The organism is Aquamicrobium segne (assembly GCF_042656785.1).
Lineage (GTDB): Bacteria > Pseudomonadota > Alphaproteobacteria > Rhizobiales > Rhizobiaceae > Mesorhizobium > Mesorhizobium segne.
On sequence record NZ_JBHSLL010000056.1, the window covers coordinates 70,475 to 82,344 of the forward strand.

The following is an 11,870-nucleotide window of genomic DNA, read 5'->3' on the forward strand; positions in this document are numbered from 1 at the left end:
GGCCATGTGTTTAGAGCATTTCTTGTTTTCACGAAAACGGATGAAATGCTCTAAACTCTTGTTTTAGCCGCATTTGTGCGACGTCAGATGATTCCATCTGACTGCAAAATGCTCTAAAATCAGGCGCGGTTGCGCTTGATGGCATAGGCGCCATCGCCCAGCAGCGCCTGTGCAATGAGAAGCACGATCCACATTGCAGGAAACTCCCAGCCGCCACCTTCATTGGAGAAGAAGAAACCGGCAGCCCCATGCGGCGCATAGATCGAACCAAGCAAGACGGGGATCAGGGCAATTGAAACCCAGCGGCTCCACAGACCGGCAATCAGCGCCAGACCACCAAACAGTTCGGCGGCAATCACAAGATAGGCAAGAAAGCCGGGAAAACCGAGACTTTCAAAAAAGCCTGCGGTTCCTGCCGGGGTAAAGATCACCAGCTTGAGCCAGGCATGGGCAAGGAAGAAAACACCTGAGGTGACACGCAACAGGGTGGCGGCAAGGTCAGCATTCGTAACCGCAGCGGAAGAAGCGTGAGCCGGATTGGAGAAAGATGCAGAAGTCATGGTCATGTCCTTTTCAGATCGAAGCATTTTGCTGCCGGATGCCTCCATCGGGCGTTGCAAAAATGCAGCTAAAACAATCATTTAAGGTGCAAGGAGCAATCGGAAAGATCGCTATGCGCCTTAAAATTCAGGCAATGTCTGCCGCCATGTCTCTTGCAAAGGAGCACCCCTTTTGGCGTCCCGGCTGAAGCTCATGGCGTCATGTTCCGAGACACAAGATGGCTTTTTCAGATAAAAATGATAATCCAGCTAATCAGAAGATGATTACTTCCAATACGGAAGCAATCTACCAGCCTTCTTCCCAGACAGGTGTGCCGCGATAGCGCGCCCCAAGAAAATCCACCAGCGCACGAACCTTTGCCGCAAGATGGCGGCTATGCGGGTAAAGCGCATGAATGGTGTAAGGCGGCGCTTCAAATTCACGCAAGACCTGCCGCATCCTGCCCGCGCGAATCGCATCACCGGCAATGAAGCTTGGCACGCAGGCAAAGCCCAGCCCCAGTTCGGCAGCCTTGAGACAGGCTTCGGCATTGGAATAGCGAATACGGCCACGCACAGGCACCACAATCTCCCTGCCATCCGCATTTTGAAACCGCCAGCGGCCCGGATCGCGGAAATTGCTGTCAATGATGCAATCGCAGCGTGTCAGATCGTCAGGGGTTTTGGGCTCTCCCTGCCGCTCCAGATAGTCCGGCGAGCCGATCACCACGATGCGAACATCGCAAAGTTTACGTGCAATCATGCTGGAATCATCGGGCCTGCCGACACGGATTCCCATGTCATAGCCTTCATCAACAAGGTTGACCACACGATCTGAAAAGCTGACATCAAGCTCGATTTCAGGAAAGAGCACAGCAAAGGCATTCAATGCCGGTGCAATTTCCATTGTGCCGAAACTCATTGGTGCGGTCACCCGCAACCGGCCACGCGGTGTCTGCGAGGCATCACGCACGGCCGCGTCAAGATTGTCATACTCATCCAGCAAAGGGCGCAGCCGGTCGAAATAGGCCTGCCCGGCTTCCGTGGGAGAAACAGCACGTGTGGTGCGCGCCAGAAGGCGCACACCCAATTCACCTTCAAGCCGTGAAACCAGCTTGGAAGCCTGCCCCGAACTGGTGCCCAGCCGCTCGGCAGCAGCCGTAAAACTGCCCGTTTCCATCACGGCCGCAAACATCCTGTCAGATTCCAGCCTGTCCACTTAAGTCTCTCCCGACAGAAATATCACCCTTACGCTTCTATCATGATCAAAGCAGAATCGAATATGCAGAGCATGGCTGCACGGAACAAGCGCGCAATTTGCGTTATGTTCCGTGCAGATGCCGCTTAATCGCACATCAGCCACGGATCATATGAGTATCTAAGTGTTTGATTTTACTGGTGCTGCCGCAGAGACTTGAACTCTGGACCTCTCCCTTACCAAGGGAGTGCTCTACCACTGAGCTACGGCAGCAACCGGATGCGGCGGACTTCTGCCACATCGTTTGAACAAGCGCAAGACCATAAACACCCTGTCAAAGACGTTGTTTCAAACTCACCCTTGCCATAATCATAAGGCTGCATTCAGGGATCGGGAAAACAGCCATGAAGGACCAGGAAAAAGCCGCAATGACAAATGAGGACCGGCGCAAGGCACGTCTGGCCGAAGCCTTGCGAACCAATCTCATGAAACGCAAAGGCCAGACCTATGCAAAACGCGGCGGCAAGGCCGATCAGCGTCCACAAGGGATCAGCGCAGCAGGCCCTGCGCCCGACGATGATTCCCTATAAATCTTGCCGGATCGTCATCCGCGCATTTCCTTGAATAATCCCCACCTATGGTTTAGAGGGACCGTTTCAACCGATTTGAAGCACGCCACAAGATTGACTGGATAAGGCGTGGCATATCCCAGACCGGCAAATGCCGGGGAGAGGCATCTTCATGGATCGCATCAGGATCGTCGGGGGCAACAGGCTCTCGGGCACTATTCCAATTTCCGGTGCCAAGAACGCCGCACTGCCCTTGATGATCGCTTCGCTGCTGACGCGCGAAACATTGTCTTTAGAAAATGTGCCGCATCTGGCTGATGTGGAGCAGTTGATTCGTATTCTGGGCAATCATGGCGTCGATTATTCGGTCAATGGCCGCCGCCCAAGCCAGGGCAAGAGCTATTCGCGCACTGTCAATTTTACAGCCACCAATATTGTCGACACGACCGCCCCTTATGATCTGGTCTCAAAAATGCGGGCCTCTTTTTGGGTTATCGGCCCCTTGCTGGCCCGCATGGGCGAGGCAAAAGTCTCATTGCCCGGCGGCTGCGCCATCGGCACACGCCCTGTTGACCTGTTTATTGAAGGCTTGCAGGCACTGGGAGCCGATATCAATGTCGAGGCGGGTTATGTGCTGGCCAAATCAACCAAGGGCCTGCGCGGCAATCGCTATCGCTTTCCAAAAATCTCAGTGGGCGCAACACATGTGCTGATGATGGCGGCCACTCTTGCCCGTGGCGAAACCGTACTTGAAAATGCCGCCTGCGAGCCGGAAATCGTCAATCTTGCCGAATGCCTCAATGCCATGGGCGCAAAGATTTCCGGTGCCGGCACACCAACCATCACCATTGAAGGCGTTGATGAACTGCATGGCGCCAAGGTGCGCGTCATCCCCGACCGTATCGAGACCGGCACCTATGCCATGGCGGTTGCCATGACCGGTGGCGACGTGCTTTTGGAAGGCGCACGCGCTGATCTTCTTGAAAATGCTCTCGACACAATCGCCCGGACAGGGGCTGAAATCACGGTTACCAATGAGGGCATTCGCGTTTATCGCAATGGTGCAGGCATTGAGCCGGTGGATGTCACCACCGGGCCTTACCCGGGATTTCCAACCGATCTTCAGGCTCAGTTCATGGGCCTGATGACCATGGCGAAAGGCCGTTCCCATATTACCGAGACGATTTTTGAAAACCGTTTCATGCATGTGCAGGAACTGGCGCGTCTTGGCGCGCATATCAGCCTTTCAGGCCAGACCGCCATTGTCGAAGGGGTGACAAAGCTGAAAGGCGCGCCCGTCATGGCAACCGATTTGCGTGCTTCCGTTTCACTGGTCATTGCCGGGTTGGCAGCCGAGGGCGAAACCATCGTCAACCGTGTTTATCACCTTGATCGCGGCTTTGAACGGCTGGAGGAAAAACTTTCCAATTGCGGCGCCGTCATCGAACGTATTTCAGAGTAAAGCGCGCACAGGCTCGCATCGCGGTTGCACAGACAGCCCGGACAGCCTAACAAATGGGTTTACGGCAATTCTTCGCAGGTGCGAAACAGCATGGACCAACTCAGGCTCCTCGCGCTCGACGAGCAGGATCTCAATGTAATTTCCGCGCATGTGCAGGACGCACTCATGAAGGTGCGCGACCTGCAATATCTGCCGGGCACACAGCGCTTTGCGCTGGTCATGAACAGATTTGCCTGGGAAAACAAGCCCGGCTTTCTGCGCAAAAACAATGAACGTCGGCAAAGCGTGCTGCATTTCGACCGGGTTCTGGCAGCCCGCGCCACTGGCGTGCCGCGCGACAAGCCCGATGAAGTGCTATCCCTTCTGGCCGTCAACTATGTGGCGACCGACGCACCCGCCGGTATTGTTGAGCTGGTCTTTTCCGGCGGTGCAATCATCATACTTGAAGTCGAGTGCCTTGAAGCAAGGCTTGCCGATACGGGCAGCACATGGCAGGCCTCATCTCGCCCCATACACAAGGTTTAACAGCACATGGCCATAACGCTCAGACAGTCTGACGCGGATTTTGAACAGCGTTTTTGCGCCTTCTTGTCCACCAAGCGCGAAATTTCTGCCGATGTCGATGCCGTCGTCCACGCCATTATCGCCCGTATCCGTGAAGCGGGCGACGCAGCCCTGATCGACTACACCAGGCGCTTTGACCGCTGTGATCTGGAAGAGCTTGGCATTGCCGTTTCCCGCAGTGATATTGACGCAGCCTATGAACAGGCCGACCCGGACACGATTGCGGCACTGAAGCTGGCGCGCGACCGTATCCGCGCCCATCACCAGCGTCAGGTGCCGCAAGATGACCGCTATAGCGATGCCATTGGCGTGGAACTGGGTTCACGCTGGACGGCGGTGGAATCGGTTGGCCTTTATGTGCCTGGCGGCACCGCCAGCTATCCAAGCTCGGTGCTGATGAACGCTCTGCCTGCCGCTGTTGCCGGTGTGGAGCGCATCGTCATGGTTGTTCCAGCCTCTGGCGGGATCATCAATCCACTGGTTCTGGTGGCCGCAGATCTTGCCGGTGTTTCTGAAATCTACCGCATTGGTGGCGCACAAGCCATTGCAGCCCTTGCCTATGGCACACAAACCATCCGCCCGGTCGTCAAGATTGTCGGCCCCGGCAATGCCTATGTGGCGGCGGCCAAACGACAGGTGTTCGGGACAGTCGGTATCGACATGATCGCCGGGCCCTCCGAGGTTCTGGTTGTCGCTGACGGCTCCAATGATCCTGAATGGGTAGCAGCCGACCTTTTGGCGCAGGCCGAGCATGATGCTTCCGCCCAGTCGATCCTGATGACCGATGATGCGCATTTCGGCAAGGCGGTGGAGGATGCGGTAGAGCGCCAGCTAAGCCATTTGCCACGCGCTGACACGGCCGCCCAAAGCTGGCGTGATTTTGGCGCCGTCATTCTTGTCGAGAGTTTTGAGGCAGCCATTCCGCTGATCGATCGTATTGCCGCAGAACATCTGGAACTGGCAGTCGATAATGCCGATGCCATGGCGGAGCGCATCCGCAATGCCGGGTCCATTTTTATTGGCCGCCACACGCCTGAAGTGATCGGTGACTATATTGGCGGCTGCAACCACGTGCTGCCCACGGCACGCTCGGCCCGCTTCTCATCGGGCCTGTCAGTGCTTGATTTCGTCAAGCGAACCTCACTCCTTAAACTTGGTACGGAGCAGCTGCGCATACTGGGGCCAGCCGCCATCGCCCTGGCAAAAGCTGAAGGGCTGGACGCCCATGCCCGCTCCATCGCAATCCGGCTGAATATATAACGCCATGGCCGACCTCGATCCCCAACATGACCGGCTGATCGATGTCGAACTTGACAAGACCATCGGGCGCTCAACACCCGACATCGAGCATGAACGCGCCGTTGCAATCTTTGATCTTATTGAAGAAAACTGTTTCCGGCCGGTCAATGATGAGGGCAAGGGCCCCTACAGGCTCAAGCTGTCGCTCATAGAGGCCCGGCTGGTTCTGGCCATTTCCCGCGAAGACGGGTCACAGGTCGCCACCCATATCCTGTCGCTGACGCCGCTGCGGCGCATCGTCAAGGATTATTACATGGTGTGCGAAAGCTATTATGAGGCAATCCGCTCTGCTTCGCCCTCCCATATCGAGGCCATCGACATGGGAAGACGCGGCCTGCACAATGAGGGGTCGCAAACCCTGAAAGACCGCCTTGCAGACAAGATCAACCTTGATTTTGCAACAGCGCGCCGCCTCTTTACCCTTGTTTGTGTTTTGCACTGGCGAGGCTGACCTGGAAAAAAAATCCACCCATCCGCGCTCAATCCTGTTCATGTGCGACATGAACACCGTTCGCTCGCCAATCGCCGAGAAACTGGCGCGCACTATATTGCCCGATGATATTTTTATCGGCTCGGCAGGCGTTCATGCAGGCGAACGCAACCCGTTTGTTGATTTTGTTCTGGCGGAAGAGGGCCTGTCACTGGGTGAGCGTCAACCAAGATCGGTCGACGATATTGAAGATGCCTATTTCGATCTTATCATCACGCTTTCGCCGCGTGCCCATCATCTGGCGATGGAGTTTACCCGCACCATGGCGGTGGAGGTGGAATACTGGCCGACTTTTGATCCGACCCTGGTCACCGGCACCCGTGAGCAACGGCTGATCGCCTATCGTGAAATGCGCGATCATCTCAAAAATCGCATCCTCAAAAGATTCCTCCATGCAGATCAAGGTACTAGAGAAGAACAAAACCATTCCTGAAAGATCAAAAAAGGCCCGGAAATCCGGGCCTTTTGATCTTTAGAGCACTTTTTGTTTTCACGAAAAACAGATGAAATGCTCTGGTAATCCCCCCCTACTCGCTGCCCACCATCACAAAACGGATGATGAACAGACCGGCAACCAGCCATGTGGCCGGATGAACATCCCGGTAGCGGCCAGTCAGCGTTTTCAGCAGCGCATATGAGATGAAGCCAAAAGCCAGACCATTGGCGATCGAATAGGTAAATGGCATCATCAGCGCGGTCAGCGCTGCAGGCGCTGCCTCGGTGATTTCCTCCCATTCGACATCCAGCAGTTCCCGCATCATCAGGCAGGCAACATAAAGCAGCGCCGGCGCCGTTGCATAAACCGGCACGGAACCAGCCAGCGGAGCAAAGAACAGGGCTGCCAGAAACAGCAAGGCCACCACCAGCGCCGTCAAGCCGGTGCGCCCGCCTGCCTGCACGCCAGACGCGCTTTCCACATAGGCTGTGGTGCTGGAGGTGCCCAGCACCGAACCGGCAACAATGGCCGTGCTGTCGGCAAGCAGCGCCTTGCCAAGACGGTTCGGCTTATCGTCAGGCATCAGCCCGGCGCGTTTGGCCACACCGATCAGCGTACCGGTTGCGTCAAACACCTCAACCAGAACCAGCACGAGGATGACATAAAGCAGCCCTGAATGCAGCGCGCCCATAATGTCGAGTTGCAGGAAGGTCGGGGCGATGGAAGGCGGCATCGATACGACGCCATTAAACTGGCTGACCCCAAGGAGCATCGACACCACGGTAATGATGAGGATACCCAGAAGGATCGACCCGCGAACTTTTAGCGCATCCAGCGCAGCAATGATGAAGAAACCGGCAATCGCCAGCAGCGGGCCGGTCTGCGTCAGATCGCCAAGGCTGACCAGCGTGGCCGGATTGGCGACAACGATCTGGGAACTGGAAAGCGCGATAATGGCCAGAAACAGACCGATACCGGCAGCAATGGCGCTGCGCATTGATTTTGGAATGCCTGAGATGATCCAGGCCCGCGCCCCCGTCAGTGTCAGGACCAAAAAGATAACACCTGAAATAAAGACTGCACCCAGCGCCTGCTGCCAGGTAAAGCCCATGGCGCCAACCACGGTGAAGGCGAAGAAGGCGTTCAGCCCCATGCCCGGCGCCATGCCGATGGGCCAGCGCGGCAACAGCGCCATGATGGCCGAACCCAGCGCCGCCGCCAGACAGGTGGCCACGAACACGGCGTTGCGGTCCATGCCGGTTGTCGACAAAATATCCGGGTTGACGAAAATGATGTAAGACATGGTCAGGAAGGTGGTGATACCGGCGATCACTTCCGTGCGCACCGAAGACCCTTCTTCCTTGATCCTGAAAAATGATTCGAGCACTGAGGCCCTCCCTCTCCTGATGGTCATGAAGGCAAAATTCGGATTTGCCGCCTCACCACAAATGTTCAGGCTGGACCCCTCCTGCCCGTTATTCATCCATGGTTACGACAAGCTGACAGCTCTTGCCAGAGCGCGCACTTTCAACCTGTTGGCTCATTCGTTCAAGAGGTGATAACAACAATAGCAGTGGAAGATGTTAATCGTTTTATAGAGCATTTTGTGAGTACAGATGGGATCATCTGACGTCACACAAATGCGGCTAAAACAAAAGTTTAGAGCATTTCATCCGTTTTCGTGAAAACAAGAAATGCTCTAATGCAAATATCTGCTGCCCGGATAAAGCACCAAACGCACCATAATTTTGCAATTACAGCCTGCGCGGATCAGGGTCAGGACCTGTTCATTTAATCAGAATGGTGTGAGGTCATTTGGTCGGCAACAGCGTCGAAAAGCCTTGAAAATGATTAGCATGTTCACAAAATTGGTTTTATCATATAGGTTCCGCGCAAAATCCGGGATTTTTCCGGATTATCACCCGAGATAAAGGTAACTTATGCCGAAGGAAGAAGTCCTCGAGTTTCCAGGCGTGGTATCGGAATTGCTTCCGAACGCCATGTTTCGTATCAAACTCGAAAATGATCATGAAATCATTGCTCATACGGCTGGCCGTATGCGCAAAAACCGCATCCGCGTGCTGACTGGCGACAAGGTTCTGGTCGAAATGACCCCTTACGACCTGACCAAGGGCCGTATCACCTACCGTTTCAAGTAAGCGTCATTCGGGCAGGCAGGCATGGCTGGAAGCAAACCGCAAATGCTGGTGCTGGCCTCGGCTTCACCACGCAGGATACAGCTTTTGCAACAGGCAGGCATTGAGCCTGCCCGCATTTTGCCCGCCGATATTGACGAGACGCCACTGCGCGCCGAGCATCCACGCTCCCTGGCCAAACGTCTGGCAAAGGAAAAGGCTGAAAAAGCGCTGGTCACACTCAAATCGGAAGCAAAGGCACAGCCTGCTTTCGTGCTGGCTGCTGACACGGTGGTAGCCGTTGGCCGTCGTATTCTGCCCAAGGCTGAAACCATTGATGATGCGGTCTATTGCCTGCAATTGCTGTCAGGACGCGCACACCGTGTCTATTCCGGCATCTGTCTGGTAACACCATCCGGCAAGCTTCGTCAGCGTCTGGTTGAGACAAGACTGCGCTTTCGCCGTCTCTCGCGGCAGGACATTGATCGCTATATTGCTTCGGGCGAATGGCGCGGCAAGGCAGGCGCTTATGCCGTACAAGGGCTGGCGGGCGCTTTCGTGGTCAAGATAGCAGGTTCCTACACCAGCGTGGTTGGCTTGCCGCTTTATGAAACCGTCGCCCTGCTTGCCGGTGAGGGTTTTGACACGACGGCCGGATGGTCGGCTCAAGGTGTGCCATGAGCAATGACAATAAAGCTCAGATAGTGCCACTGCGTCCCAAACGGCCCTGCCCGGAATGCGGCAAACCCGCCTTGCGTGAGACATACCCTTTCTGCTCCAAACGCTGCAAGGATATTGACCTCAACCGCTGGCTGAAGGGCGCTTATGCCATTCCGGTGCGTGACGATGAGGAAGAGGCTGAAAGCCTTCCAGACAATTTTCCACAAGACTGATTTTTAAAGCCTGTCTCTCGAGACTTGAGAACCAGTTTCGAGATAAAGACATGTGTAGAAACAAAGTCTTAAAGCGGGTCGCGTGAATCTGAAAGATTGCGACACGCTCTAGCTGGCCACACGGGGGCGCCCCGTTGCAGTGGCCGTGATAAAAGCCTCAACCAGAGTGCGCTCGTCGCTGATCTCCGCATCGCGAATATCAAAATGCACCTCAATGCGCGCCTGATCAGCACCAGCGCGTTCGGCCAGTTCAGCAGCCATTGCCCGGGCCGCCTGTTCAGCAACCGCCATAGCCTCTTCTTCTGTTTCAAAATCTTCCAGCCGCTCTGCGATATTAAGGCGATAAATGCCAACTTCCGGCTGGCTGACCCGCGCTTGCGCCGACATGCTCACCTGCCCCACAACAGCCCCCAGCGCATTGGCGACATCGGCATCGGGCGCAATCAGGCACGCATTGCCGATCAGGGCGGGCAGGTTCGCATAATGAAGATGGGCGGAAGCCCCCAGTCCGATAACCGACCGATCAAGCGACATTGAAAGCTGCGCCATGCCGGTCTTGCCGCCTAGAGCATCGGACCGAAAAGTGGAATCGGTTTTCGGATTATTCCGATGCTCATTCAAAGTGTTAGAGCGTCCTTTGTGCGTCCGATTGGACGCACGGCGCTCTAAAGCCTTTTGCACCAGCGGATGCATGACCACACCTTCATCCAGCCCGTCAGCGGCAAAAGCAGTGTCAAACACCATCTCGGCTGAGCGGCGTGTAACCGCACAGAGCACCAGTTCACTAAAAGCCTCAGCCGTCGGGGCTGCCATCTCCCCCATTGCATTACGCCGCCGCGCCATAAGCTGCGCCCCCAATCGTGCCGTTGGCGCATGCCAGTTATCCTGTTTTCCAAGCACATGGGCGGCATCTGATGGGGTAAAGCCGACAATATGCACCAGCCCGCGGGCAACCAGGCGGTTGAGCGTGGCAATCTGGGATGTCGACACCAGCAAGCGGTCCAAGGCTGCCGGACTCTCATCGATTTCAGCATAAAGCCGCGTTTCGGTACGCGAAAGGCCATAAGCTGCACTTTCAGGAATGCCGGTGCGCATTACAAACCGACCATCCAGACGGCTGGATGTGGGGTTGGTCAACTGCCGAGACAGCACTTTTTCCATCATGTCTTTATAGTGCACCCCAACCATGGAAAGCGGCGCCAGACGACGCGGCCCAAGCTCGATGCGGGTTTCCAGCACATGATCGCGCAACACAACTTCCGAATCGCCACCAAGGCCGAACGTGCGCATGGCGACCGCCTCGACCATGGTGCGCATCCCTCCCACCATTGCGCCCTCGGGATCAAGCCGCAATCTGCCCTGATCAAGGACGGCAATATCGGTGGTCGTGCCGCCAATGTCTGAAACCACGGCATTGTCCAGACCGGTGAGATGACGTGCCCCGACAAGACTGGCGGCAGGACCCGACAAAATGGTTTCAATCGGTCGCATCCGGGCAAATTCGGCTGTCACCAGCGCCCCGTCACCACGCACCACCATGAGCGGCGCTTCAATTTTGCGACGCACAAGAAAGCCTTGCGTAGCATCAATCAGCCGCTCGATCATCGAAATAAGACGGGCATTGAGCAATGTGGTCAGCGCCCGGCGCGGGCCACCGAGTTTTGATGTCAACTCATGGGAGCAGGTAACCGGCAGCCTCGTACGGGAGCGGATCAGATCACGGGCGGCAATTTCATGGGCGGGATTGCGCACGGCAAAATAGGCAGCCACCGCCACGCCTGTGACCGTCTTTTCCAGTTCCGGCAAGGCCGTTTCCAGCCCCTCCAGCGCCAATTCCATTTCATTGCCATGAACATCATGCCCACCGGGACAAAAAACGACCGGGTCAGTTCCCAAAGCTGCCGCCAGCCCGTCGCGGGCAAGATCTGGCCTCTCAAAACCGATCATCACCAGCGCCACACGGCCGCCCTGGCCTTCCACCAGCGCATTGGTGGCAAGCGTGGTCGACATGGAAACAAGCTTGATGGAAGCAGGCTCAACCTGCGCTTCCTGCAACACGGCATCGGCAGCGCCTGCAATGCCTTCAGCCAGATCATGACGTGTGGTTAAAGACTTGGCCTTGGCGACAATACCGCGCTTTTGTGACCACAGCACAGCATCGGTATAGGTGCCGCCCGTATCAATCCCCAGACTAAGCACATCATCATCCGAAGCGCTCATTCTGTTCTCCCAACTGACATATCATTAAACGGAATAGAAAATAGGATGAAATGCACAACAACCGG

The 11,870-nt window shown here is 55.9% G+C and carries 13 protein-coding genes and 1 tRNA gene; 9 read left to right on the plus strand and 5 right to left on the minus strand.

Features of this window, described 5'->3' with window-relative positions; all coding sequences use genetic code 11:
• Positions 1-119: 119 nt before the first annotated feature.
• From ACFPLB_RS14995 to ACFPLB_RS15005, 3 genes are all read right to left on the minus strand, one after another.
• Complete coding sequence (locus ACFPLB_RS14995) at positions 120-560, minus strand: DoxX family protein (protein WP_378231070.1); 441 nt, start codon at positions 558-560, stop codon at positions 120-122.
• Positions 561-846: 286 nt separating this feature from the next.
• On the minus strand, positions 847-1,758 hold the full coding sequence (locus ACFPLB_RS15000; protein ID WP_378231073.1) for a LysR family transcriptional regulator: 912 nt from the start codon (positions 1,756-1,758) through the stop codon (positions 847-849).
• Positions 1,759-1,935: 177 nt separating this feature from the next.
• Positions 1,936-2,010: transfer RNA gene (locus ACFPLB_RS15005), tRNA-Thr, on the minus strand.
• Between the two features lie 131 nt (positions 2,011-2,141).
• Between ACFPLB_RS15005 and ACFPLB_RS15010 the strand changes: the two genes are divergently transcribed.
• The 6 genes from ACFPLB_RS15010 (at position 2,142) to ACFPLB_RS15035 (ending at position 6,554) form a co-directional block, all read left to right on the plus strand.
• Positions 2,142-2,327 (plus strand): hypothetical protein, encoded by a 186-nt coding sequence (locus ACFPLB_RS15010; RefSeq protein WP_378231075.1) that lies wholly within the window; start codon positions 2,142-2,144, stop codon positions 2,325-2,327.
• Positions 2,328-2,478: 151 nt separating this feature from the next.
• Complete coding sequence (gene murA / locus ACFPLB_RS15015; RefSeq protein WP_378231077.1) at positions 2,479-3,768, plus strand: UDP-N-acetylglucosamine 1-carboxyvinyltransferase; 1,290 nt, start codon at positions 2,479-2,481, stop codon at positions 3,766-3,768.
• Positions 3,769-3,858: 90 nt separating this feature from the next.
• On the plus strand, positions 3,859-4,293 hold the full coding sequence (locus ACFPLB_RS15020) for a DUF2948 family protein (protein WP_378231079.1): 435 nt from the start codon (positions 3,859-3,861) through the stop codon (positions 4,291-4,293).
• A gap of 6 nt (positions 4,294-4,299) precedes the next feature.
• Positions 4,300-5,592 (plus strand): histidinol dehydrogenase, encoded by a 1,293-nt coding sequence (gene hisD, locus ACFPLB_RS15025; RefSeq protein WP_378231081.1) that lies wholly within the window; start codon positions 4,300-4,302, stop codon positions 5,590-5,592.
• A 4-nt stretch (positions 5,593-5,596) separates the two neighbouring features.
• Positions 5,597-6,082: a UPF0262 family protein gene (locus tag ACFPLB_RS15030; protein WP_378231083.1), complete on the plus strand. Its 486-nt coding sequence runs from the start codon at positions 5,597-5,599 to the stop codon at positions 6,080-6,082.
• Between the two features lie 40 nt (positions 6,083-6,122).
• Positions 6,123-6,554, plus strand: coding sequence for an arsenate-mycothiol transferase ArsC (locus tag ACFPLB_RS15035; protein WP_378231417.1), 432 nt, complete (start codon positions 6,123-6,125; stop codon positions 6,552-6,554).
• Between the two features lie 94 nt (positions 6,555-6,648).
• Here the strand turns inward: ACFPLB_RS15035 and ACFPLB_RS15040 are convergent, their stop codons facing one another.
• Positions 6,649-7,944 (minus strand): NCS2 family permease, encoded by a 1,296-nt coding sequence (locus ACFPLB_RS15040; protein WP_378231085.1) that lies wholly within the window; start codon positions 7,942-7,944, stop codon positions 6,649-6,651.
• A gap of 553 nt (positions 7,945-8,497) precedes the next feature.
• On the opposite strand from ACFPLB_RS15040, the gene infA reads away from it, so the two are divergent.
• The 3 genes from infA to yacG are packed head-to-tail and all read left to right on the plus strand — an operon-like array spanning position 8,498 to position 9,585.
• Positions 8,498-8,716, plus strand: coding sequence for a translation initiation factor IF-1 (gene infA / locus ACFPLB_RS15045; RefSeq protein WP_378231088.1), 219 nt, complete (start codon positions 8,498-8,500; stop codon positions 8,714-8,716).
• Between the two features lie 21 nt (positions 8,717-8,737).
• Entirely contained in the window at positions 8,738-9,373 is a 636-nt protein-coding gene (locus ACFPLB_RS15050) for a Maf-like protein (RefSeq protein ID WP_378231090.1), read from the plus strand.
• The gene (yacG, locus tag ACFPLB_RS15055; RefSeq protein ID WP_378231092.1) at positions 9,370-9,585 is read left to right on the plus strand and encodes a DNA gyrase inhibitor YacG; all 216 of its coding nucleotides are present in this window, start codon (positions 9,370-9,372) and stop codon (positions 9,583-9,585) included. Before ACFPLB_RS15050 ends, yacG begins: the two co-directional genes overlap by 4 nt.
• 108 nt (positions 9,586-9,693) lie before the next feature.
• Here the strand turns inward: yacG and ACFPLB_RS15060 are convergent, their stop codons facing one another.
• A complete protein-coding gene (locus ACFPLB_RS15060) occupies positions 9,694-11,805 on the minus strand; it encodes a hydantoinase/oxoprolinase N-terminal domain-containing protein (RefSeq protein ID WP_378231094.1) in 2,112 nt (703 codons plus the stop codon).
• Positions 11,806-11,870: the final 65 nt, after the last annotated feature.